Consider the following 21,645-nt stretch of genomic DNA (forward strand, 5'->3'; position numbering starts at 1 on the left):
CTTGGAGGCTTTGCAAGAGCGTCTGGTAGAGCGCTGTGTCTATCTCCAGGAGCACCCCGAGGTCATCCGGGGGGTGGCGGGGTTCAGGTGGATCCCCAATGGATGACTATCTATCTAAGGTTGGTATGAGCGAGCTGCTTTGTCCCTTTTTGCCCCTCGAGGCACTACTCTCGTGGTCTGGGAGGGCACGGCAAGGCCTCGTTGCAGCCAGGCCAATTCCCCCATCAGCTTTGTCTCGCTTCCCGAGCCAGCACGCCTGGCCCACCCGGGACCTGGCCGAGCCTCCTCGAGAGGAAGCCGGATCAGAGCCTTGCCCATACCTTCCCCGCGATCTGCTTGAACATCTTCTCCGCAGGCTTGGTCGGCGTGAGGGAATCGATATACGCGAGTCGCGGCCTTGTGGCGACGAGGGCGCCGATGCTGTCGGTGCGTGCGGAGTTGGTGAGCAGGACGAGGTCGCCACGCCGGATCTCGGAGGCCAGGCCGACGAAGGCCCTTCCCAAGGGCAGCCCTAGTTTGTCGGCATAGAACTTGCACTCGCCGACCAGGTGGACGCGCCAGTACCTGGGCGCCCGCTTACGGATGCGAGCGGCCTGGGCCTCCCACGTAGGCAACACCAGCAGGTCGGCCTCGTGCGCGACCCCCGAGTGCCCCATCACCTTGACCCCGGTGTGCACCTCGGCGAGCAAAGGCCATGAAGGCCATAACGTAGGGATAAACTCCCTGACGTAGGTCGACAGGTCAAGGGGCGCCCCTCTCGCCAGGTATTTCCAGAGAGGCGGCAGCGGCGTGACGACCCCAAAAGTACAGCCCGGACCTGCATGAAGGTCCCCGGGTGAGGCCCGGAAGCGGGCCTCGAGCCCCGGGCCCGTTCTCGAGGAGCGTAGGTTTACCAGACCGACGGACAGCCCCTGCTCCTCAGCCGCCCTGAGCAGCAGCGTGAACGCGTAGACCTCGTACATGTCGTTGTCGCGGAGGACGCCGCCGGAGGCGCTGGAGAAGCCGGAGACGGTATGCCCGAGGGCGGCCAGATTGCGGGTGATCGCGCCCTCCAGGCGCTTGAGGCTGGGCTTAGCCACGGCCCCTCCGGACCCCGGCCCGCAGCACCTCGAGCGCCTCCCGGAGCTCGGCCAGCGGTCCTCCCTGCCCGTCGACCACCCCGCGGTCTACCCGGTACACCTCGCGCTCAGCGTCCGGCCCCTCCCCCGGGCCTTCCACGAAGGCCACGGAGACGATCTCGGACCCTGCGAGGGAGGAGAGCCCCTCGAACGCCGCGGCGCTCACCGAGTAGGCCTCGGCGAACACCCGCTCCACGCCGTCGAGGAGGGCCTCGAGGCGGCGAGCTGCCCGGTCTTCCGGGCTTTGCTCAGGGTTATCGGTTTCCAGGGCGAGAGCGGCCTCCACCTGGTCGGCGATCCACCCCAGCCCGAACCCTGCCAGCATCCGGCGCAGGTCGTCGTAGAATTCCGCGAACTCACTAGGCTCCATACTAGGCTCCATGGTGTCGATCGTCGCTTGCAGCTATGCCCCGACTCCAGCCGCCGCCGGGCTCGCGTGACGGCTTATCCCCATACCTACTCCCGGATAGTGGTTCTTCATACCTGCTCCCGAGTATCGATTAAGGCTTCCTCCAACCAACCCTTGTGCGGGGAATTTCCGGCCCGCTCCTCCCCCTCTCCGCATGCCGTCAGCACGCCCGGCGCAGGTGGTCCTTGTTGACCCAGCCCTCCTTGGGGTAGGCCGTTCGGGCATGGAAGTAGCGTACCCGCACCCAGCGGCCCTCCTCGTGCAGCACCTCCACCAAGTCCCCGGGGTAGAGCCGCGCAACCACCGCACCCGTGGGCGATGCTTCCGCGCGCAGCGGGGCCTCGCGCACGGCCTTGGCGCAGACCCCCTGGCAGGGGGCGTCCAAGCGAGCCACCAGCGCTTTTCCGGCCTCGTGGACGTGGCGCAGCTCTTCGGAGATCTCGCGTAGGACCTCGCCCTGCTCCTGTTCCTGCGCCAGCAGCTGCGCCATAGCCTGGTCGTTGCTACGACCGGCGTAAATATCGTGCATAAGGGTCAACAGGGTGAGGCTTCGACCCAAACCTCGTGGGAGACGCTGGCGCTCCCCACCGCGCCGGGCTGGCCCACCAGGAGCGGGAGCTGCGTGAGGCCTTCGGCGCGGGCTTCACCTACGTCGAGGAGGGCACGGGATCGAGGGTACCCGGCCCGGCCGGGTAGGCGACGGCGGGGCACCGCCCGGCCCGGTGGGGCTGAGCTGGTGAGGATCCTCCCAGTCCGCCGGTAAGGCCCCCCGACCGAGAAAGGCGCGAACACGCCCGGCGGGCGGGGCAGCACCCGAGGGCCAGGGGTTGGCCCCTTCCCCGCCGCCTCAACGTCGCGCGCGCCAGTCCAGCCGCAGCGGGATCAGCACCAGCGACACCGCGCAGAACGCTGCCAGGACCAAGACCGGTGCGTACAGCGCGGGGCCCGTGTGGCCCGAGATGGCGGCGTGCAGGGCGGTGGCCGCGTGGGTGGTGGGCCAGAGGTGGGCGACCACCCGGAGGGGGTCGGGCAGGGCCGCGGGGGGGTAGTAGACCGGGGCGAAGAAGACGATGACGGTCTGGAGGATCTGGGTCAGCAGGCTGGCGACTTGGGCCGAGGGGCTCCAGAAGCCGATCACCGCCCCGAAGCCGGACATCGCGTAGGCCGAGAGCAGCAGGATCGGCACCGCCACCGGCGGCAGGCTCACGCCGAAGAACGCGGCCGCCAGCAGCGCGGTCACCGCCGCCGCGGGCAGGGCCAGCAGCGTGCCGCGGGTGGTCACGGCGGCCACGAAGGCGGCCTTGGAGATCGGCAGCGCCGCGTAGTAGTCGAAGGCGCTCACCTCCTTGAGGAAGCCCAGGTGCTGGCCCAGCGACAGCATCCCCCCGAAGCTCAGCCCCATCACCAGGCTTCCCACCACCAGGTAGCTCACGTCGGCCTGGGCCTGCCGCCCGACCAGGAGCCACAGGAACACGAAGTAGGAGACCGAGACGAAGGAGGACTGGACGAAGTACCAGAACCAGGTCTCGCGCAGCACGAACAGCTCCGCCCGCAACAGCCAGGCGAAGTCGCGCAGGGCTTTGAGGGGCCCGCTGGCGTGGGCAGGGGCCTCGAGGCGGAAGGTGGGGGAAGGATCAGCCTGCATGGGGCACTCCTGGGCCGGCGGCACCGGAGGTGAGCCGGAGGTAAACGTCGTCCATGCTGGGGGTGACCAGGCGGAAGTCGTCGAGGGCCTCCAGGCCGACCAGGGCGACGACCCGGCCCAGCAGCCGGTCGGCCTCCTCGGGGGTGGCGGTGAGTTCCCAGAACCCCGGCTTGGGGCTGCGGCTGCCGGGCAGCCCGCGTAGCCGGGGCTCAACGGAGGCGAGGAAGGGCTCCCTGATGCGGATCTCCAGGCGGACCAGGTTAGCCACCGCCCGCTTGAGTTCCCCGGGGGTGCCCAGCGCGACCAGCCGCCCGCGGTCGATGAACGCGGCCCGCTCGACGTAGCGCTCGGCCTCGGCCAGGTTGTGGCTGGTGAGGACCACGGTCACCCCGTGCTGGGCCCGCAGCTCGTCGAGGAACTGCCACAGGCGGCTGCGGTTGGCCGGGTCCAGCTCATTGGTCGGTTCGTCGAGCACCACCCCCCGCGGGTCGCCCATGAACGTCGCCAACAGGGTCGGGAGGCGGGCCTGCCCCCCGCTGAGCTGCGCGAGCCTCTGGCCGGCGATGGCGCCGAGCTCGAAGCGGTCGATCAGCGCGTGGGCCTGGCGCCTGGCCCGCGCGGCGGGCAGCCCGCGGAGGACCCCCGCATAGACCAACACCTCGGCCACCGTGTAGTTGCGCAGGATGGGGGCCCGCTGGCCGAAAAAGCCTACGTACCGCGGCACCACCGCCGGGTGGCGCACCACGTCCTGCCCCAGCAATTCGATGCGCCCCGAACTGGGCCGTAGCAGCGCGGTGATCTGGCGCACGAAGGTGGTCTTCCCGGCGCCGTTGGGCCCGAAGACCCCCAGGATCTCCCCCTGGCGGATGTCGAGGGAGATCGCGTCGTTGGCCAGCACCCCCCGCGCCTCGTAGCGTTTGGTGAGCTCGCGGATGACGTAGAGGTTCACAGCTACCCTCCTGCTCCAGGACCGGCTGGGGCCTTGGTGAAGCTAATGATATAGAACACGCTGGCGAACCACTGCACCTCGAGGCCAGTGACGCCGGCCGGGAGCCGCGTGAGTGGCGGGTCGCAGCCGAAGGAGGGGTTGGCCGTGATCAGGGCCCGAGCCCAGGGCAGGCCCCGCAGGTGGCGGGGAATGCTGTCGTCGCTGATGACCACCCGGCCCCCGGGCTTGACCACCCGCGCCATCTCGGCGATGCCCCGCCCTGGGTCGCCGAACTCGTTGACGAAGCCGAAGTGCACGACCGCGTCGAAGGCCCCGTCGGGGTAGGGCAGGTGCTCGGCGTTGGCCACCGCCAGCCTGACAGCGTGTCCTCGGGCCAGCGGGTGCTGCGCGCATAGCGTGACCATCCCCGGCGAGAGGTCGACCCCCTCTACCGAGATCCCCTCCGCCGCGCCCAGGAGGTGTGGCAGGTTGCTCCCTGTCCCCACGCCCACCTCCAGCACGCGGTTGTAGGGCTTGAGCTGGAGCTGCTGTACTAGGGTCCGTCGGAACACCGGCTCGCTGCCCTCGAGCAGCCGGGCGATGGCTTCGTCGTACTGTCCTGATAATTCGTCGAAGTGCTGGCGGTGACGGACCGTCTCCCCGGCGAGTTGCTTGGGGAAGGTCAGGTCGGGGATCTCCACCCCCGGTAAGTACGGGAACCGCTCCCCGCAGCACGCGCAGCGCAGGCTCAGTTCCTCCGCGTCGAGATCGCCCCGGCAGGCGGGGCACACCAAACCGACAGACGTCGCAACCATGACATAGCCTCCTCAGTCCGTGCAGAGGGACTCTCCCGCGTCGATGACCAGGTTCGTGCCGGTGATCGAACACCCGCCCGGGCCACACAGGTACAGCACGCCCTGAGCTACCTCCTCCGCAGAGGTCAACCGCGCGAGCGGCAGGCGGGCAGAGATGGCCAAGCTCTCAGCCCGGGTCAGGGGGTAACCCCGGGCATTGGTGAGCAGCCGGGTGCTGGCCACCGAACCCGGGCTGACACAGTTGACCCGGATCCGGTGGCGCCCGAGCTGTCGGGCCAAACCCTTGGCTAAGCCGACTAGGCCTGCCTTGGCCGCGCCGTAGACTGGGGCAGCACTCGACCCCACCTCGGCCGAGATCGAGGCAACGAAGACGACGGAACCCCCGCCGCTCGCCTTCAGGTGCGGCACTGCTGCGTGTACGCAGGCCACGGCCCCCGCAAGGTTGACGGCGACGACCTCATAGAGCTCCTCCAGGGGGGCGGCCTCGAGCGGGCAGGTAGGCCCCAGCACCCCCGCGCAGTACACCAGTGTCTCCAGGGACCCAAGCTCCCGGCACGCTGACTCCACCGCTGCCTGGCAGGCCGCGGGGTCGCGCAGGTCGACCGCGGTGATCCCCGCGAGCGACTCGAGGGCGGCCGGGAGGGGCTGCTTGTCGAGGACGTGCACCCGGTATGCCGCGCTCGCCAGCGCCCGCACGACGGCGGCTCCGATGCTGCCGCTGCCCCCGGTGACGATTGCTCCCTTCATACGGCCTCCCCGGCATGGCCGAGCAACTGTTGCGGGCTGGGCTCGAGCCATAGCCATAGCCCCCAACCCTTCGGGACGCCCCCCCTGCCTATGGGGAGGATGCCCACCCCTTGAGCCGCCGCATAGGCCGCAGTGAGCAGCCCCCGGAAGAAGGCCAGCCGCAGCACCTCACCCTCCGCGCCCGGATCGGGCGGCAGCGCATCACGGCATGCCCGGTAGAGCGCCTGGGCCCAGCCCAGCACCCTGGCTTCCAGGGATTCACACTCCGGCGGGTCGAAGACCGGCAACGCGGGCTTCAGCCGCCTGGCGCCGGGAGCCCTGAGCAGACCCAGGTAGCGCAGCTTCCCGGCCACACCCGGCGGGATCTCCCCGGCCGGCGCCTCTCCCGCCCGCGCGACCGCGGCCAGCACGTCAAGCTCGTGGGGCTCGAGGTTGAGGGGCAGCCCGGGAACCCTGAGCCGGTCCTCGGCCCAGAACTCACCCAGTACGGCGGCTGTACCCCACCGGAGGCGCACCCCGCACTGCGTGGCGGGTAACGGGAGCCCTGCATAGCCCACCACACGCCATTCCGCCCCGGCCCGGGGGTGGCTGGCCGCCGCGGCGGCGCGAGCGAAGCCGAGGTCCATCAGCCACCCGCCGACCACGAGGTGCTGGACCCGGTCCCACGCCCAGCCCTGCTCCGTGCAGGCGGGGGTGCGTCGGTAGCCTGTCTCCAGATCCGCCGCCGCCTCGCCAAGCACCTCGAGGTAGCCTGTGAGGACCGACTGCACTCGGTCGGCGATGTTCCGGGAGGCCCCGGGGTCCACCAGGCCCAGGCGGGCGGTGGGCCGGGCCACCCCCCCTGCTTGGGCCAGCTCTACCAACCCCCACTCCTGGGCCTGCTCGAGCACCCCCGCCTCGCCCCGGAGGTAGAGCGCTCCGCGATCGCAGCCGACTGACAGCTTCGGCAGCACCTGCAGTACCGGGTAGGGACATGTGCCGAACACCACGTATCGCACGGCTTAACCCCCTTGCGCCAAGCCAGCGAGGTGAGCTTGGCAGGCCGCCGGATGGGCGAACAGGTGGAATTCGCGCGCTCCGAAGACCATCGTCCAGATCTGGTCCACCGGCGCGGCCAGCTTCAGCCGGGCGCTGAAGGCCGCAGGGCCGCCGAGCTCCTCCGGTACCATCCGTACAGGGTCGATGATCAGGGCGGGACTGCCCGGCAGCACCGCCACCGCCCAGGCGTGGGCGGTCAGCAGGCCCTTGGCCGAGCTCACCGCCACCAGCGCCTGGCCCAGGAGTCCCCCTCCGCTGACCAAGACGCAGCTCTGCCGCAGCCCGCAGGCCAGCAGGGCCGACACCAAAAGGGCAGACAGGGTGATGCAGTTACCCTCCCCCATGCCCCAGGCCTTTTCGAAGGGCTCCCAGCCCTGGGTGCCCACCCAGCGGATGGCCCGTAGCCGTCTCAGGAGCAGGTCGAGGGTGCGGGACGGATCACGGACGGGCTCAGGCTCGGTCCCGGCCCCCGCTTCCTCCACCAGCCGACGGACCACCGGGTGCTGAGGGTCGACAAAGGCGAGCCACTGTCGTACGGCACCGTAACGGTCGGGGTCGAGCCGCATAACCCTCTCAGGCCGCGCCCGCCCGGCTGCGGAGGCGCTGGTGGTACGAGTTGCGGTAGACATCGGGGAACATCCCCGCCTTCTCCAGCGCGGCGCACAGCGGGTGCGGGCCGATGAAACTCCCGAACTCGGAGTAGGCGTAGGCCCGGCAGCTCCCCTTGCAGCTGTGCCGGAAGACGCAGTCAGCGCAAACCCCGGTAAGGGTGGCGTTCTCGTAGTCCTTACGCAGCGGCTCGATGCTGTTCTTCACTACTTCGGCGATGGAGTCCTGGCGCAGGTGCCCAAGCACTAGCCCCCCGTCCGCGCCGGTGAGTGCGCAGACCGAGAGGGTGCCGTCGGGGAGGATGCCCAGTAACGGGAAGCTGCACGAGACCAGGAATTTGACGCGATTGTCGCGCATGAGGTACTGCAGATAGCGCGAAGGGATGGCCGCCGGGGGGACCTTGATGAGCACCCCGCCCTTGTAGTCGCGCATTCCGCCGAGGATGAGCTGGAACACCTGCTCGTACTCGACCGGTGTGAGCGCGAGGTCGTCCTTCGACTCGCTCCCCCGGCCGACAGGGTTGACGATGGGGAAGGCCAGGATGTTGTCCTGGGGGTGGAAGTCCAGGTTGTTGGCCAGCCGGAAGAGATCGGGGATGCTCCGGAAGTTCTGGCGGTTGACCACGCACTGCACCCCGAAGGGGATATTCGCCGCGCGCAGGCGGTACAGGGCCTTGACCGTCGGGTCGAAGCTGCCCCGGCCGCGTATCCACTCGTGGGCCTCCCGGGTCCCACCGTCCAGGCTGACGCTGATCCAGACAAAGACCCCCCGATCCAGCGCGTCGCGAAAGAGGCGCACGTGTTCGTCCCGGATGAGCATGGCGTTGGTCTCCACGCTCAACGCGAGGCCGTGCTCGAGGATGTGCCCGATGATGGTGAACGCATCCTTGCGGAGCAGGGGCTCGCCGCCGGTGAGGATCACCAGGCTGGCGTCGATTTCCTTCAGCTGGGCCACGGTGGCCAGGATCTCCTCCGTAGTGAGGTCGGCGGAGGTGTCGGCATGGGGCGAGGAGCTGACCCAGCAGTGCTTGCAGGTGAGGTTGCAGCGGTTGCTCAAGTACCAGTACACCAGCGGGCGGAAGCGGTCCGACCCCTGCTGCACCCGCTCGGCGACTACGGTCTCCACGGGCACCTCCGCCTAGGCCTGCAGCAGCTGGGCTGCCAGACAGCCCGCGACGAAGTCCTGCACGTCGCGGCGTACCAGGTCCGGGTCGGCCTGGGCGAACTCTTCACAGACCGCCACGATGATCTGTTCGAGCGAACGGTTCCCGTCGGACAGCTCGAGCACCCGGCGGCCCACGTCGTTGATGACGAAGACCTTGCCCGTGACCGGGTTGAGCACCGTAATCGCCCCTGACTCATCCTCATTGATCACAGCGTGTTCGATGAGCGTTGGCCGCTGCCTGAGTAAGTCGAGCGTGTGTTCCATCATGCCACCTGCTTTGACCTGCGGTTCAGAAGAATCCCCCCTCGAGGTACCTCATGGGGATAGTCTTGGTATAAACCGTCGTCGGGAAGAGCGTCTCGAGGATCCCTCCGCGGATCTCGACCTGGTGCGGCACGTTGGGGGGAATCGTGTAAGCCTTTCCCGGCTCCAAGCGCTGTTTGCAAACCTGCCCCTTCGCGTCCGTGTACGCGACCCAGATCTCGCCCGAGACCGGGTAGAGCAGGTCGATGTTTCCGTGAGCGTGGGCTCTCCCTGCGGGTATCTGGAACACCTTCCCTTCGGCCACCCGGTAAACCTTGCGGCCGAAGCCCGACAGGAAGCTGGCAAAGAGCTCCACCGTCACGCCCTCGTCTTGTTGGATCTCGGGACTACGCACGTTCAGCATCGAGCAACCTAGCCAGAACCCCAGGTTGGCCCACTGGGCCAACCTGGGCTAAACACTGGGGCAATTAACCGCCGCCGGGGGTGTAGCCCGAGCCCGAGCAGCTACCGCCGCCGGTGCTGCACGACCCCGCCACCGTCACGAACTGCTCGAGGTCGAGCAGAACCGGAGGCTCGTACTTCGGCACCAGCTTGGGCGCCTCATAGGTCTTGGCCGGTTTCTCCATCACGATCACCTCCTCTCCAGCCTCAAGCGGGGCTGTAGGTGCCCCACCCAGACTCCACACCAGGCGGGGTAACCGCCCCCCACGGGCCGCGCAGACCGCCGCCGCCCACCGTGCTAGGGTCGGCCCAGGCCATGCCCAGGCCGATGGCCACAGCCGCCAGAAGAGCCACAATCCGACTGGAAAGACTCATCGCAAGCCTCCGCGTTCATCGGGTTCGTCGCAGGGGAGATCGTCGAAGTGAAAAATAGAAACTGTACGTATTGTGAATGTTTTGAGATTTGAGGATAATCGTATTATGTTCCCGCCAGGACAGCGATCGATAAGTTTGCACGAGCTGGTGTTAACCGAGCGGTACCCGGACGGTCTGGAGCATTACCAGGGACTGGCGCAACCCAGCCCGCAGGACGACCGGATGGCGGGGGCCTGCTTATGCAACCTGCGGAGGCTGCAGGAGGCCAAGGAACTCCTGCTGCGGGCCCAGGCCCGGGGGTGTTGCGCGGCCGGCATCGAGTTGGCCACGGTGTACCGCTTCCTCGGGCAGCCCAAGCTGGCGGCCGCGGTGCTGGAGCAGGTGCCGCAGGCCGAGCTCGACGCCTTCGACCGGGCCCTGTGGCTGCGCGAACGGGGGGCGGTACACTTCGCCGATGGCGAACTGGGCCAGGCCGCGGAGGCCCTGGAGCTGGCCTGGGGAGTGGCCCACCGCTCCTCCGACACCGGCGCGCTCCTGGCGTCCATAGGTCACCTTCTAGGCCTGGTCTGCGGGGCCCTCGGCCTGGATGCCCGGGCCGCGCACTACCTCGGCGAGGCCCTGCGGCGCGCGCACCCGGGCCGGGCTGGGCACATCCGCCTGACCTGGGCCCTCCACCTCAGCTACCTCGGGCGGTTCGAGCTACCTGTACTTCGTGCTGGACAAGGACCCCTGGGACCCCCGCGCCCGGGTGCTGTGGACCAACCCCGCCAACCCCGACGGCACGGTGAGCGTCACCCCCGAGCTCTCGGCCACCTACCCCGACGGCCGCGCGCCGCTGCCCTCCGGCACCTACTCCTGGTGGGTGGCCGGGGTGTCCTTCGACGAGAAGGGCGTGGTGGACGGCCTCAGCTTCTCCGACCCCCGCTCCTTCACGGTGCCCTGATGACCCTGGCCGCGATGGAGCCGTACCCCCGCCGCCGGACCCGGACCCCAACCCTCGGGCTCGTCTCCGGGCTGGCCCTGCTGCTCCTCCTGGCCGCCTGCGGGGGAGAGGAGGGCGAGGGCGACCCTGCGAGCCAGACCTACACCCTCACCGCGGTGGAGTCCCTGCCCGCGGTGCCGGGCGACACCCTCACCGCCTACGGCACCCTCCCCCGGAGCTTCAGCCTGAGCCTGGAGGGGGGCCCCCTCGCCGCGCCCTTGGCCCTGACCCCCACGCCCGTGCAGGGCGGCGTGCGCTTCACCCTGCCCCCCGCGCTGCTGGCCGGCCAGCCCACCCTCTACCTGCGCTGGGAGGGGCCCGACGCCCAGGGCAAGACCTCCCTCAGCGCCCCCCTCGCCGTGCTCCCCCGCGTCGAGGGGGCCGCGCTGAGCGGGCGCACCCTGTACCTGAGCGGGCGGGGCTGGCCCGCCACGCCGGAGGGCCTGGAGGCCGCCGAGACCCTGACCCGCCTCGAGGTGGACGGGCTGCAGCACCCCCGGGGCTGGAGGGGGGCCGGCTGGTCCACACCCTCCCCGAGTCGCAGGGCTACGGCCGGCTCACCCTGCGGGTGTGGGTGGCGGGCCAGGCCTCGGCGCCCTACAGCCTGGACCTCGAGGCGGGGGCGGTGAAGGGGAGCGTGGCGCTGCCCGCCGGCGCCGGCCAACGCCTTCCCGCGACCGGAACCGGCGGCGAGACCGGCTTCCGGGCCAGACGCCCCGACGGGGAACGCCAGATGAACGCCCTGGTGGTGCGGCACGAGCCGGGGGCGCTGGGCCCGCGGGTCCTGCGGGCCTGGGGCCCGGGCCTGAGGCGCCGCGCGGGCCTCGTGCTGCGCCCCAGGGGCGGGCGGGGCCAAGACCAGGACCGGGGCCGGGGCGTGGCCTTCACCCGCCTGGAGTTCGCCACCCCGGCCCAGGCCGAGGCCGCCCGCCGGCGGCTGGAGGGCCGGCCGGGGGTGCTGGGGGTGGAGCACGACGCGGTGGTGCGCCTCGAGGCCCTCGCCGCCCAGGGCGCCTGCAGCCTCACCCCGCCCGAACCCACCCCCGATGGCCAGGGCCAGTGGCACCTGCCCCTGATGGGCCTGCCCGCGGCCTGGGAGCGCACGAGGGGGGAGGGCATGGTGGTGGCGGTGGTGGACACCGGGGTGCTCCCGGACCACCCCGACCTGCAGGCCAACCTGCTCCCCGGCTACGACTTCGCCGACGACGACCCCGACTCCGCCGACACCGCCGGGCACGGCACCCACGTGGCCGGGCTCATCGCCGCCAGCGGGAGGGTGCGGGGGGCGGCCCCCGGCGCCAAGGTCGTGCCGGTGCGGGTGATCGCCAAAGACAGCACCAGCGCCTTCACCCTGGCCCAGGGCCTGCTGTGGGCTGCCGGGCTGGACCCCGAGCGCCCCAACCCCAACAGGCCCCAGCTCATCAACCTCAGCCTGGGCACTGAGGCCTACTCGGAGGTGCTGGCCCAGGCGGTGCAGGCGGTGCGGGCCGAGGGCATCGCCCTGGTGGCCGCCGCCGGCAACTCGGGGCAGCGCTTCCTGAGCTACCCCGCCGCCCTGCCCGGCGTGATCGCGGTGACGGCGCTGGCCGGGCCCCGCAGCGCCTACCAGCCCTCCTACGCCAACCGGGGGGAGGGGCTGTGGCTCAGCGCCTACGGGGGCGACCCCGGTGCCGACCAGGACGGCGACGGGGTCTGCGACGCCCTGCTCTCCACCGACCTGGCCCCCGGCGGCCAGGCGGGCTACGGGCTGCGGGCGGGCACCAGCATGGCCGCCCCCCTGGTCAGCGGGGTCGCGGCGCTGGCCCTGGCCAGCGGCACCCGGCCCGACCTGCTGCGCCCCACGCTGGCGGGCACCGCCACCGACCTGGGGGTGCTGGGCTACGACCGCGACTTCGGCCACGGCCTGGCCACCGGGCGCGCGGCCACCCCCGGCACGCCCCGCACCTACCTGCTGGCCCTGGGAGATGACGGCAAGCCGCTGGCCTGGACCCTGGTGCAATCCGACCTCAGCTACACCCTCTCCAACCTCCCCGCCGGGCAGCCCCTCGCCCTGGTGGCCGCCTCCGACGCCGACGGCGACCGGCGGCTGGGGGAGGCGGGCGAGCTGATCTCCGCGCCCCGCCCCTTCACCCCGCGGGCGGGGGAGACCCTCAGCGCCGAACCCCTCGCGCTGGAGGTGGCCGACGGCGGCCGGGAGGTCTACCTGTTCTGAGAGCGGCGTGCCGCATCACCGTGAGGAAGCCTGTATGAACGCCCTGTCGAGACGCTTTAGCCCCCTCCTGCTGGCCCTCTACCTTGGCCTCAGCCTGTCCCTGGCGGCCCCGATGCCCCTGACCGTGCTGGGCGGCTTCGACAGCCTGCTGCTCCTGGGCAACGGCCGCCTGAGCTACACCTACGACCCCGCCACCCACACCCTGTTCATCCCCGGCGCGGCCCTGGCCCCGGGGGCCGAGCTGCCCGAGGGCGTGCTGGCCGAGGCGGGGGAGGACGGCCTGAGGATCAGGTTCGCCGAGCCCTACCGGGTGGCCGTCTCGCCCGAGCCCCCCAGGGGCTGGCGCAGGTAGCCGCGCGGGTGCTGGCGGTAGCGGACGAGCACCGCGGCGGCCGCCCCGCAGGGGACGCCCTCCAGGGCGCGCTGCAGCGCGCCCTCGTCACGGCCATGGACCACGGTCACGGCCTCGCCTCAAGCCCCAGCCGCTCCCTGACCAGCCGCACCGGCAGCAGGTCGCCGTAACCAGCGCCCTGGGCCTCGACCTCGGCCCGCAGCAGGCAGGGGTCGGCGGCCAGGCCGCGAAGGAACAACGCCCGGCGGATGGCCTCGGGTGTCCAGTCGGGGTGCCTCTCGAGCAACTCCTCCACCAGGCGGCTCAGGCGGCGCCGGCTGGGCGCCAGGGCGGGGCTCTTCTCGGGGATTGGGATCGCACTGTGCCTCATATAATCTCCTATGATGAATACATATATCACAGAATTGCCGGGCGCGGCAGCCGGGGAGCGGTGCCACCCGGCTCGTACCAGGGCTAGGGAGAATGGGCGCGAAGCTCCGGGTTTTGATGCCAGCCCCAGCCTGTATTCGCCGGGGCCAGCCTTGAGGGCCAAGAGCGATCAGGGAGCTGGGGCGTGATCCGAGGGGTAGGCTGTCACCTGCTCAGCCTGTCGCCTTCACGAGGGGCAAGCCCGATGTGAATGATGTAGCGCTGGTTGCCCGATTTCCTGCGATACCGTTCGAACAGTTCCAACAGCTCGCGCTGGAGCGCTTTAGCGTCAGGAGGGTCTAGTAGCAGGGCATCGCTCCAGGTGTTGAGTACGGCGGGCACCCCATCGCCCAGAATATCCCAGGATCCCTTGCGGTCTTGGGACGGGTTGATAGTGAGCGTTCCGTCGAGCTCGAGCCTAATCTCCACCCCACGCTGGTGTAGAAGCTCCGGAGATGCCTGCTCTAGGGCCACCCAGAGCCTGTGGTTCCATACGCGTTCGGTGTGTTCGAAGTGCGCCATCGGAACCAGTTCTTGCGGCACTATGTACCGTTGTGCTCGGGCTTGATAGTACCTGATTGGCCTTCCCACACGCCGCTCGACCTTGACCACCTCGAGAAGCCCCAAGCGTAGAAACTTATCCGCCCAGTAGTGAAGGTTCGGGATCGGTGTAGAGAGCTCCCCGGCGACCTGCCTCAGGCTGCGTGGCCCCTTCATGAAGGGCGCGAGGTAGACCAACGCCTCGGGCCGGGTCAACAGCTCCGCCGCTTTCCGGTCGTTAACGACCATCTCCGACCTATTCAGAGATTGATCTTCCATTTTAACAAGGCTAACACATAGGATGCCTCCAGCTTCGTACAGCCCCTTGGGATCACTTTTTCAGGAAGCGAGGTGCAGGGTGAGCAGGCACTACGTGCCGACCAAGTACTTGAGCTACTCGACCTCCGAAACGGGCTCCCTCGTTATCTATAACACCCTCAATGGAGCGATCTGTGCGGTGCCGCCGGGGCAGGCCGCCTACGTCAAGGGGGCACTAAAGCGCAGCGCGCGGCACCGGGCTCCGCTAGAGGGCATTCTCCAGGACCTCAGCGAGGGCGGCTTCCTCATCCCCGAGGGCACAGACGAGAACGAGCTGCGCCACCTACAGTACCTGCGGAAGTACGATGATCACAGCTTGAGGCTCATCGTCATGCCCACGGAGGCGTGCAACTTCCGCTGCACCTACTGCTATGAATCGTTCGAGCGCGGCAAGATGCCGCCTGAACTGCGCGAGGGGATTAAGCGGTTCGTGGCGACCCAGAGCAGGCTGGAACAATTTGATCTCAGCTGGTTCGGGGGTGAGCCGCTTCTCGCCGCCGATGTGGTTGTCGAGCTGACCCAACATTTCCACATCTACTGCCAGAGCCACGGGATCCGCTTCAGCTCGAGCCTGACAACCAACGGTTCCCTCCTCACCCCCGACCTCGCCGAGCAACTGCTCCCCTATGGCTTGTCGTTTCTCCAGATCACCCTAGACGGGGTTGAAGAAGAGCATGACAAGCGACGCGTGCCGATTGACGGCGCGCCCTCGTTTAGGCGGATCATGGATAACCTCCGCTACCTCAAGTCCACGAGCTACCCCTTCGTGGTATCCCTGCGGCACAACTTTGATCCCGAAGGGCTACGGCGTTTGGAGGAATTCCTCCAGCTCCTCGCACAAGAGTTTGGTGGAGACCCTCGCTTCACCACCAGCTTCTACGCCATTGGCACCTGGGGCGGGGCGAATGACGACCGCCTCGAGGTGTGTGAGCAGGACTCGGCCTACCAAGCTGTCATGCGCGCCCGCCGGTTGGCGACCGAGGCGGGTCTGCGCAACACCTTTGTCCTGGAGAGCCTTCAGCCCAACGGAGTCGTGTGCTACGCGGCGAACCCGCGGTCGTTCGTGATCGGCTCGGACGGTCAAGTGTACAAGTGCACCGTGGAGCTAGACTACCATGACCGGAACATCGTCGGGCGGCTTCACCCGGATGGCTCGATGGACCTGGACTGGCGCAAAGTTGCCCTGTGGTGCGAAACCAACGGGCTGGAGGAGGGCAAGAAGTGCTCGACCTGCTTCTTCAGCCCGAGCTGCTACGGGGCGGCCTGTCCAAAGGACTGGATGGACAGTGGCGATTGCCACTGCCCGACCGAGAAGGTGACCATCCGGGAGACTCTCCAACTCATCCAGCTCGAGGCGACGATGCCCGAAGCCGATGGGGTCTCCGCTGGTCTGCAGTGTACGAGAGGCTGACCGCGCGGAATCATGTGCGGCTTCGGCTGATCGGGAGGAGGGAGGTGATGTGCGGAGGCTCATAGAAACATCACGGTGATCGAAATAAACCTCAGCGTCATCCGATCGGTCTCGGGTATCAAGCGTTCGAATGGAGGTAGACCATGCAGGCCAAACAGATCAGGTGGATCGTAAAACCCGTGCAGGCCTCTCGACCCGGCACCCGTCCCAACACCAACGTCAACTGCCTCTGCTAGGCAGCTCCGGTCCCGCCTAGCCGCAGCGGCTAGGCGGGACCGGAATGAACGACTATGTCCTCCTCACTCTGTGACAACCTGCTCGTTGGCGTATCGGGGGGCATACAGTGCGTCAACCTCCACAACTACCTATTCCACTTCCGAACGGTCCTGGCGAGGCAGGTTAAGGTGATCATGACGCCGTCCGCGGCCAAGATGGTGAGCCCGGCCGTGCTGGAACTTTATCTTGATGACAGGGTTTTCGTGGACTTCTGGGACCGGTCTACCGAGGTGAAGACCCCCCACATCCAGCTGACCCGGTGGGCCGACTTGTTTGTGGTAATTCCTGCCTGTGCAGACATCATCAGCAAGGCCGCGAATGGGATCGCCGACAATCTCCTGGCCGCGGCCATCGTCAGCTACCCTGGACCTGTGATTTTCGCGCCCTCAATGAACCCCTCGATGTGGCGCAGTCCCGCCGTACAGCGCAACCTAAGGACGCTGACAACGGACGGGCACTACGTCATCCCACCTGCCCCAGGGGTCGCCGTCGGTTCGGGCGAGTGGGAAACAGGCATGGCGGCACCAACACCGGAAGAGGTCGTGCGGCACCTGAGACACGTGCGGATGAGGCGCCTCAAGGAGGAGTACTGGGACGAAGCCACCCGCGAAAAGCCCAAGACCCCCTTCCAGAGGAAGCTTGAGCGGCTGCAACTCATGACCGAGGCGGCGGCCGAACCCCCGCTTGTGAATCCGACCCCGACCCCACCGTGACCGGAGAAGCCGATCCGTAGGAGCCTCCTGCTCACCGGACTGCAAGGTACGAACGTGCAAGCTACCCCACCGTATTCCAGCATCTTCCGCAACCCTGCGTTCCTGGCGTTCTGGGCGGCGCAGACTGTCTCTTCGGCAGGGGACGCTGTTCGCCGCATGACCCTGCTGCTGTGGGTCTTTGCCGAGAGCGGCCAGTCTGGCCTGGCTATCGCTGCGATTACCGTTGCAGAGACGGTACCCTACCTGTTGCTCAGCCCCCTGGCCGGGGTGTTCGTGGACCGCTTTAACCGGCGGGCCATCCTGGTCGGGGCCGACCTGGCCCGCGCTCTGCTCAGCCTGGCGCTGGTCTACGCGGTGGTCAGCCACAGCCTGTGGTTGGTCTACCCGGTCATACTACTAGCCACACTGTTCTCAGCTGTCGCGGAGGTGGCCGCCGGCACCGTGCTGCCCCGCGTCGTCGAAGACCGCCAGCTCGAGCAGGGCAACGGGTTGCTCGTCATCGGCCAGCAGGCCGCCCTCATCGCGGGCCCGGCCCTGGGCGCCGTGCTCTACACGACTGTGGGCCCAGGAGTGGCTTTCGTGGCGGACGCTGCCACCTTCTTGTTATCGGCGCTGCTCATCGGGCTAGCGCTGCCCCCCCACCGCCTTCAGCCCACAGAATCAGGGACTCCATCCCGGGGGCGGAGTTCATTGTGGGGCGATATCCGTGCGGGCCTCCGCTATCTTCTCGGTGCGCGCCTGATTCTGGCTAACTTCGCCATCACCTCCACAACCGCTCTGGCCGCGGGGATCAATGGCACCGTGATGATCTTCTTCATCACGAGAACCCTTGGCCACAACGCGCCTGACTTAGCTTGGCTCGCCGCCACCAACGGCGTCGCCCAGATGCTGGTGGGCGGCTACGTCGTCTGGCTGGCCCACCGGGCCCGGCTCGAGCGCCTGCTGGCCGCCAGTCTCGGCCTGATGGCCCTCGGGGCGACCCTGGTGGCCGCCGCGTGGAGCCTGCCCGTGCTGGTGCTGGGGGTGATCCTCACCTCCCTGGGCAACGCCCCCTTCAACATCGCCCGCGACACCCTGGACCAGCGCTACGTCCCCCTGTCCTACCTCGGGCGCGTGCGCAGCGCGGTAGACATGTCCACGACGGCCCTGTTCCTCGCGGCCTCGAGCCTGTCGGGCTATCTGGTCCCGCTGCTCGAGCCCCGCGCCCTGCTGTCGGCGTCCGCCACCATCTCGGTGATCGTGGCGCTGGCGGGCTGGCTCGTCCTGGTGCCCCTGCTGAAGAGAGCCAGCCCGCCTTCGGAAGGAAGCGTAGCGGCTCAGGGGCAGGAAGATCATGTCAGACAGCCATAACCCTAAGCCTGACGAATTCGCTTGGTTGGAAGACCTGTGCGATCCGCGGACAAGGCGCTTCCTCGAGGACGAGAACACCCGCGTCGAGAGGTTTCTCGCGGGGCACGTCGGGCTCTACCGTGCTGTCATAAGCGAGCTCATGGCCCTGAGGAGTGTGTTTACGGAGTCACCGGCCATGCCGATTGGCAACTACCTCTATTACGACCGCACGGATTCGCCTGACGGATGGCCCGTTTTCTGCCGCCGCCGGGTGGGGACTTTGGAAGAGGAGGTGCTCGTAGACGTGGGAGAGCTGGCCTCCGAGCGTGGGAGCCTACATGCCATGGTCGGCTCGATCAAGCCCAACGATGACCATAGCAAGATCGCACTGTCCATTGACCTTACTGGGCACGAGCGGTATACAGTGCTGGTTAGGGATCTCGAGAATGGCAGATTCTTGGAGGAAATACCCGACGTATACGCTGATTTCGAGTGGTCGCCGGACGGAAAGGGCCTCTATCTTCTGGGGCTGAGCGAGTCAGGGCGGCCCGAGCGCTTGCTGTTCCGGCCACTCGGGCCGCAGGGAGTAGGCCACCAGACCCTGCTGGTTGAACCAAACGAGCATTATGCGCTCACGCTCGCGCGTTCGCGCAGCCGGGCCTATCTTTTCGTGACCTCGGTCGGTGCCGAGGACACCGAGGTCCATTACCTCGAGCTGGACCGTCCGAATCGCCCGGTACAGCTGTTTTATCAGCGCAGAGAGAGGCTACGCTACTGGCTGGAGCACTGCCGGGATCGCTTCGCGGTGTTGACGAACCTCGACCGGACAGATCTCCGTGTGATGTTTGCTCCCTGCGAACCAACCCCGCCAGAGGGATGGATCGAGGCGCTTAGTCCAGCCGAGGGGGTCGTTTCAGGGATGGACGCCTTCGCCAGCCACCTGGTCATCTACGGCCACGAGAACGGGTGCGGGCGGATTTGGGTCCATGACCTGGCACAGGGAGAGACTTGGCCAATCCCAGCCCCTGAAGCCGGGGTGCCGGAAGGTCTCGGGGTGTTTTCTCCAGCCGAAAACGGTGACTACCACGCTCGCTGGTTCCGGTTCGAGTTCAGCTCCCTGGTCACACCGGAGGGACTTTGGGAGGTCGACCTGGAAACGCGATCGGTGCGGCTGGTCCATCGCCACAGCATCCCGGGCTACGACTCCGGGAACTACTGCGCGGAGCGAGTCTGGGCCGAGACCGACGACGGGAGCGCTATCCCGATCTCTCTGGTCTACCGCCACGGTTGCGCCGCGGGAACCGTACGCCCGTTGTATCTCTACGTCTACGGGGCATACGGCGCGGTCACCAGCCCTAGCTTCAGCCCCTTCCGCCTGCCTCTGCTGGACCGGGGTGTGGCCTTCGCTATTGGGCATATCCGCGGCGGGGGCGAGCGGGGCCAGGCCTGGCACGACGGGGGGAGGCGGCTGAACAAGCGCAATGCGGCCCTCGACGTGATTGCCTGCGCCCAACACCTTATCCGCGAGGGCTATGCCTGTCCCGATTCCTTGGTGCTTGCGGGTGTCAGCGCGGGTGGGGCGGCGGTGGGCGCCGCGCTCAACGCGCGGCCCGACCTGTTCCGGGCGGTGGTGGCTAGGGTGCCGTTCGTGGATGTTGTGGGCGGGATGCTCGACGAAACCAGCGCTCTCTCGGCCCTGGAGACCGCCGAATGGGGCGACCCAGACGCCCCAGACGAGCTCGCCTACATGTTCTCGTACTCGCCTTATCAGAACCTCAAGCCCGGCCGTTACCCCGCCATCCTGGCGGTGGGGGCCATGAACGACACGAGAGTGCCGTACTGGATGCCCGCGAAGTGGGTGGCCCGCATCCGAAGCTATCGCACCGGCCGCAACCGGCTCCTCCTGAAGACCCACCTGGATACGGGCCATCTGGGGGCGGGGAACCTGATCGACGAACTCGAGGACGCCGCCCTGGAGTGGGCCTTTGTGTTGGCCTGTGTCGGTCGAGACACCCACGGAGATATAGCCGAAAAGGCCACAACGCAGGCTTGTCCGTAGGGGCTCGGCGGGATCTGCGCCCGTTTCCCTCGACTGCTAGCCGCTGCCTTCCACCGGACGGGTGTGTGTTCCCCTGAGGCCCCTGCATGCACACGAAGGCGCGGGGCCCGCTCCGGCCCCGCGCCGCCCCTCCGCAAGACGATTTAGCCCTGGTGCCCGGGCACCTCTGCCGCAGGACGTACCCCCTCCGCGACGGCCCGGGCCAGGCCTGGGGGGCTTATGACGCGCCTCGGGACGGCAAGGCTCGAATGCGATGGGGCGGGGCCTACCCGAGGAGTAGCCGCCGCCGCCTGCCCGGTCTCGCCCCCGCGCGCCCTGTACCCCTGGCCGGGCCTCGGAGCGCGAGGTTTGCCGAAGGGGCGCATTGGTTGCCCCGGCGGGCGGTGTGAGGTCCGTTTCCCCCCCCGGCTCCCGGCAGCGAGCAGGGGACCCGGACACGGGCCGTTCCCGTTTGCGCTCTCGCGCGACCATCCAGGCGGATCACGGCCCCATCCTAGCCGAGGCTGCCCGAGTAGTCAATATATATTTCCTCAATAGGACTTTGCGGGCACCACCCCGGCCAGCGGGCGGCGGGCCCCGATGTAGCGGCTCATGGGCTCGACCACCACGCCCCCGCGGGCCTGGCTGGCGTGGGCCATCAGGCCGTCCCACAGCACCAGGCCCACGTGGTCCACCGGCCGACCCGGCGCGCGGAAGAACACCAGATCCCCCGGCAGCAGGTAGGCGGTGGTGACGGGCGGCGCTGCTGGTGCTGGGGCAGGTGCTGCTGGGCCTGGGACTGGGCCTGGCGCTGGCCGCGGCGGGGTGGCTCCTGGGCGGGGCGGAGGGATCCGGGCCGGCGGCCTCCGCCCCGGCCCGCGCCCTCGCGCTGGCGGGGGCGGCCCTGCTCGGCGGCCTGGCCCTGGTGGAGGGGGTGGTGCGGCGATGGGGCCGCTAGCGGACGATCCCCTTCGGGACAGAGCAAGCTCTGTGCACCGATCGGACGATCCCCTGTCGGGAGGGCCTGCGGCCCTGCACCGGGCGAACGACCCCCTTTGGGACGGGCGGGCGCCAGTGCACCGCCCGGTGCGCCTCCCGCCGCGGCGGGGGTGGTTCGCGTGAGGCGCGAGGGGTTCGCGCTGCTGGTGGTGCTGGGCGTGGTGGTGGTGGTGGGCCTGGGGGCGCTGCTGGTGGGCGTGCGCATGGCCCAGGAGGCCGAGATGAGCCGCCTGGAGGCGCTGGGCGCGCTGGCCGAGGTGGACCTCGACGGCGAGCACAACCGCCTGCTGCTGCGCCTGGCGGGGCCGGCCCGCGAGGAGCTGCGCCGGGTGCTGGGCGAGGCGGGCGGCCAACAGCGGCTGGGACGACGTGCAGCTGGCGACGATGTACGCCGACGCCAAGAAGGAGCTGGGCGTGCTGGACTACGACGACCTGCTGCTGCAGGGGGTGAGGCTGTTCAAGCTGAGCCACTCCGCGGCGGCCATGGCGCGGCGGCGCTGCGTGCAGCTGATGG

Annotated in this window: 27 protein-coding genes and 1 pseudogene; 11 read left to right on the forward strand and 17 right to left on the reverse strand. The window is 68.7% G+C overall.

From position 1 onward, the window contains the following. Positions 1-302: 302 nt before the first annotated feature. From Mrose_RS13935 to Mrose_RS13945, 3 genes are all read right to left on the reverse strand, one after another. On the reverse strand, positions 303-1,079 hold the full coding sequence (locus tag Mrose_RS13935; protein WP_119279247.1) for a hypothetical protein: 777 nt from the start codon (positions 1,077-1,079) through the stop codon (positions 303-305). Next, on the reverse strand, positions 1,072-1,488 hold the full coding sequence (locus Mrose_RS13940) for a hypothetical protein (protein WP_119279249.1): 417 nt from the start codon (positions 1,486-1,488) through the stop codon (positions 1,072-1,074). The genes Mrose_RS13935 and Mrose_RS13940 overlap by 8 nt, the downstream gene beginning before the upstream one ends. A gap of 199 nt (positions 1,489-1,687) precedes the next feature. After that, entirely contained in the window at positions 1,688-2,056 is a 369-nt protein-coding gene (locus Mrose_RS13945; protein ID WP_119279251.1) for an SH3 domain-containing protein, read from the reverse strand. A 35-nt stretch (positions 2,057-2,091) separates the two neighbouring features. Here Mrose_RS13945 and Mrose_RS19675 point away from each other — a divergent pair, with 35 nt between their 5' ends. After that, positions 2,092-2,223 (forward strand): hypothetical protein, encoded by a 132-nt coding sequence (locus Mrose_RS19675; RefSeq protein WP_275052664.1) that lies wholly within the window; start codon positions 2,092-2,094, stop codon positions 2,221-2,223. A gap of 151 nt (positions 2,224-2,374) precedes the next feature. Here Mrose_RS19675 and Mrose_RS13950 read toward each other — a convergent pair whose 3' ends face one another. From Mrose_RS13950 to Mrose_RS18930, 11 genes are all read right to left on the reverse strand, one after another. After that, positions 2,375-3,172 carry an ABC transporter permease gene (locus Mrose_RS13950; RefSeq protein ID WP_147371669.1) on the reverse strand — a complete coding sequence of 266 codons (798 nt, stop codon included), beginning with the start codon at positions 3,170-3,172 and terminating at the stop codon, positions 2,375-2,377. Beyond that, entirely contained in the window at positions 3,162-4,121 is a 960-nt protein-coding gene (locus Mrose_RS13955) for an ABC transporter ATP-binding protein (RefSeq protein WP_119279255.1), read from the reverse strand. The genes Mrose_RS13950 and Mrose_RS13955 overlap by 11 nt, the downstream gene beginning before the upstream one ends. 2 nt (positions 4,122-4,123) lie before the next feature. Then, complete coding sequence (locus Mrose_RS13960; RefSeq protein ID WP_119279257.1) at positions 4,124-4,915, reverse strand: class I SAM-dependent methyltransferase; 792 nt, start codon at positions 4,913-4,915, stop codon at positions 4,124-4,126. 12 nt (positions 4,916-4,927) lie between these two features. Further along, positions 4,928-5,662 carry an SDR family NAD(P)-dependent oxidoreductase gene (locus Mrose_RS13965; RefSeq protein WP_170159507.1) on the reverse strand — a complete coding sequence of 245 codons (735 nt, stop codon included), beginning with the start codon at positions 5,660-5,662 and terminating at the stop codon, positions 4,928-4,930. Continuing rightward, positions 5,659-6,660 (reverse strand): hypothetical protein, encoded by a 1,002-nt coding sequence (locus Mrose_RS18920; protein WP_182482826.1) that lies wholly within the window; start codon positions 6,658-6,660, stop codon positions 5,659-5,661. Before Mrose_RS18920 ends, Mrose_RS13965 begins: the two co-directional genes overlap by 4 nt. 3 nt (positions 6,661-6,663) lie before the next feature. Further along, positions 6,664-7,266: a hypothetical protein gene (locus Mrose_RS13975; protein ID WP_119279263.1), complete on the reverse strand. Its 603-nt coding sequence runs from the start codon at positions 7,264-7,266 to the stop codon at positions 6,664-6,666. A gap of 7 nt (positions 7,267-7,273) precedes the next feature. Beyond that, on the reverse strand, positions 7,274-8,434 hold the full coding sequence (locus Mrose_RS13980; protein ID WP_182482827.1) for a radical SAM/SPASM domain-containing protein: 1,161 nt from the start codon (positions 8,432-8,434) through the stop codon (positions 7,274-7,276). Between the two features lie 12 nt (positions 8,435-8,446). Next, entirely contained in the window at positions 8,447-8,683 is a 237-nt protein-coding gene (locus Mrose_RS13985) for a PqqD family protein (RefSeq protein WP_182482828.1), read from the reverse strand. Between the two features lie 79 nt (positions 8,684-8,762). Next, positions 8,763-9,140 carry a hypothetical protein gene (locus Mrose_RS13990; RefSeq protein ID WP_119279269.1) on the reverse strand — a complete coding sequence of 126 codons (378 nt, stop codon included), beginning with the start codon at positions 9,138-9,140 and terminating at the stop codon, positions 8,763-8,765. 64 nt (positions 9,141-9,204) lie between these two features. Next, the gene (locus tag Mrose_RS18925) at positions 9,205-9,366 is read right to left on the reverse strand and encodes a hypothetical protein (RefSeq protein ID WP_182482829.1); all 162 of its coding nucleotides are present in this window, start codon (positions 9,364-9,366) and stop codon (positions 9,205-9,207) included. A gap of 19 nt (positions 9,367-9,385) precedes the next feature. Next, complete coding sequence (locus Mrose_RS18930) at positions 9,386-9,553, reverse strand: hypothetical protein (RefSeq protein ID WP_182482830.1); 168 nt, start codon at positions 9,551-9,553, stop codon at positions 9,386-9,388. A gap of 712 nt (positions 9,554-10,265) precedes the next feature. On the opposite strand from Mrose_RS18930, the gene Mrose_RS14000 reads away from it, so the two are divergent. From Mrose_RS14000 to Mrose_RS14015, 4 genes are read left to right on the forward strand one after another with little or no spacing between them, the layout of a single operon-like run. Further along, positions 10,266-10,496, forward strand: a complete 231-nt coding sequence (locus Mrose_RS14000) for a hypothetical protein (RefSeq protein ID WP_119279273.1) — start codon at positions 10,266-10,268, stop codon at positions 10,494-10,496. Between the two features lie 14 nt (positions 10,497-10,510). Beyond that, a complete protein-coding gene (locus tag Mrose_RS14005) occupies positions 10,511-11,164 on the forward strand; it encodes a hypothetical protein (RefSeq protein WP_119279275.1) in 654 nt (217 codons plus the stop codon). Then, positions 11,110-12,747: a S8 family peptidase gene (locus tag Mrose_RS14010; RefSeq protein WP_119279276.1), complete on the forward strand. Its 1,638-nt coding sequence runs from the start codon at positions 11,110-11,112 to the stop codon at positions 12,745-12,747. The genes Mrose_RS14005 and Mrose_RS14010 overlap by 55 nt, the downstream gene beginning before the upstream one ends. Positions 12,748-12,781: 34 nt before the next feature. Beyond that, on the forward strand, positions 12,782-13,099 hold the full coding sequence (locus Mrose_RS14015; protein WP_119279278.1) for a hypothetical protein: 318 nt from the start codon (positions 12,782-12,784) through the stop codon (positions 13,097-13,099). A 106-nt stretch (positions 13,100-13,205) separates the two neighbouring features. Here Mrose_RS14015 and Mrose_RS14020 read toward each other — a convergent pair whose 3' ends face one another. Next, a complete protein-coding gene (locus Mrose_RS14020) occupies positions 13,206-13,469 on the reverse strand; it encodes a hypothetical protein (protein ID WP_119279280.1) in 264 nt (87 codons plus the stop codon). A 203-nt stretch (positions 13,470-13,672) separates the two neighbouring features. After that, entirely contained in the window at positions 13,673-14,326 is a 654-nt protein-coding gene (locus Mrose_RS14025) for a hypothetical protein (protein WP_119279282.1), read from the reverse strand. A gap of 79 nt (positions 14,327-14,405) precedes the next feature. Between Mrose_RS14025 and Mrose_RS14030 the strand changes: the two genes are divergently transcribed. The 4 genes from Mrose_RS14030 (at position 14,406) to Mrose_RS14045 (ending at position 20,153) form a co-directional block, all read left to right on the forward strand. Then, positions 14,406-15,776: a radical SAM/SPASM domain-containing protein gene (locus Mrose_RS14030; protein ID WP_220452338.1), complete on the forward strand. Its 1,371-nt coding sequence runs from the start codon at positions 14,406-14,408 to the stop codon at positions 15,774-15,776. Between the two features lie 290 nt (positions 15,777-16,066). Further along, a complete protein-coding gene (locus tag Mrose_RS14035) occupies positions 16,067-16,765 on the forward strand; it encodes a flavoprotein (RefSeq protein WP_119279284.1) in 699 nt (232 codons plus the stop codon). 54 nt (positions 16,766-16,819) lie between these two features. Next, the gene (locus Mrose_RS14040) at positions 16,820-18,115 is read left to right on the forward strand and encodes an MFS transporter (RefSeq protein ID WP_182482831.1); all 1,296 of its coding nucleotides are present in this window, start codon (positions 16,820-16,822) and stop codon (positions 18,113-18,115) included. Next, entirely contained in the window at positions 18,099-20,153 is a 2,055-nt protein-coding gene (locus tag Mrose_RS14045) for a prolyl oligopeptidase family serine peptidase (protein WP_119279288.1), read from the forward strand. The genes Mrose_RS14040 and Mrose_RS14045 overlap by 17 nt, the downstream gene beginning before the upstream one ends. Before the next feature lie 530 nt (positions 20,154-20,683). On the opposite strand, the gene Mrose_RS19680 is transcribed toward Mrose_RS14045, so the two are convergent. Next, complete coding sequence (locus Mrose_RS19680; RefSeq protein ID WP_275052665.1) at positions 20,684-20,983, reverse strand: NlpC/P60 family protein; 300 nt, start codon at positions 20,981-20,983, stop codon at positions 20,684-20,686. Between Mrose_RS19680 and Mrose_RS19470 the strand changes: the two genes are divergently transcribed. Together Mrose_RS19470 and Mrose_RS18935 are read left to right on the forward strand one after the other, a co-directional pair. Continuing rightward, positions 20,902-21,090 (forward strand): hypothetical protein, encoded by a 189-nt coding sequence (locus Mrose_RS19470; RefSeq protein WP_245969937.1) that lies wholly within the window; start codon positions 20,902-20,904, stop codon positions 21,088-21,090. The genes Mrose_RS19680 and Mrose_RS19470 overlap by 82 nt on opposite strands. 160 nt (positions 21,091-21,250) lie before the next feature. Then, positions 21,251-21,645 (forward strand): annotated as a pseudogene (locus Mrose_RS18935) (hypothetical protein); the annotation flags it as partial.

It is taken from the genome of Calidithermus roseus, assembly GCF_003574095.1.
Lineage (GTDB): Bacteria > Deinococcota > Deinococci > Deinococcales > Thermaceae > Calidithermus > Calidithermus roseus.

Excerpts from the sequence above, each read along its gene's own strand:
- Mrose_RS13940 (WP_119279249.1), bottom strand. The coding sequence starts at position 1,488 with ATGGAGCCTAGTGAGTTCGCGGAATTCTACGACGACCTGCGCCGGATG.
- Mrose_RS13945 (WP_119279251.1), bottom strand. The coding sequence starts at position 2,056 with ATGCACGATATTTACGCCGGTCGTAGCAACGACCAGGCTATGGCGCAG.
- Mrose_RS13950 (WP_147371669.1), bottom strand. The coding sequence starts at position 3,172 with ATGCAGGCTGATCCTTCCCCCACCTTCCGCCTCGAGGCCCCTGCCCAC.
- Mrose_RS13960 (WP_119279257.1), bottom strand. The coding sequence starts at position 4,915 with ATGGTTGCGACGTCTGTCGGTTTGGTGTGCCCCGCCTGCCGGGGCGAT.
- Mrose_RS13965 (WP_170159507.1), bottom strand. The coding sequence starts at position 5,662 with ATGAAGGGAGCAATCGTCACCGGGGGCAGCGGCAGCATCGGAGCCGCC.
- Mrose_RS13975 (WP_119279263.1), bottom strand. The coding sequence starts at position 7,266 with ATGCGGCTCGACCCCGACCGTTACGGTGCCGTACGACAGTGGCTCGCC.
- Mrose_RS13990 (WP_119279269.1), bottom strand. The coding sequence starts at position 9,140 with ATGCTGAACGTGCGTAGTCCCGAGATCCAACAAGACGAGGGCGTGACG.
- Mrose_RS18930 (WP_182482830.1), bottom strand. The coding sequence starts at position 9,553 with ATGAGTCTTTCCAGTCGGATTGTGGCTCTTCTGGCGGCTGTGGCCATC.
- Mrose_RS14005 (WP_119279275.1), top strand. The coding sequence starts at position 10,511 with ATGGAGCCGTACCCCCGCCGCCGGACCCGGACCCCAACCCTCGGGCTC.
- Mrose_RS14015 (WP_119279278.1), top strand. The coding sequence starts at position 12,782 with ATGAACGCCCTGTCGAGACGCTTTAGCCCCCTCCTGCTGGCCCTCTAC.
- Mrose_RS14020 (WP_119279280.1), bottom strand. The coding sequence starts at position 13,469 with ATGAGGCACAGTGCGATCCCAATCCCCGAGAAGAGCCCCGCCCTGGCG.
- Mrose_RS14025 (WP_119279282.1), bottom strand. The coding sequence starts at position 14,326 with ATGGAAGATCAATCTCTGAATAGGTCGGAGATGGTCGTTAACGACCGG.
- Mrose_RS14035 (WP_119279284.1), top strand. The coding sequence starts at position 16,067 with ATGTCCTCCTCACTCTGTGACAACCTGCTCGTTGGCGTATCGGGGGGC.
- Mrose_RS14045 (WP_119279288.1), top strand. The coding sequence starts at position 18,099 with ATGTCAGACAGCCATAACCCTAAGCCTGACGAATTCGCTTGGTTGGAA.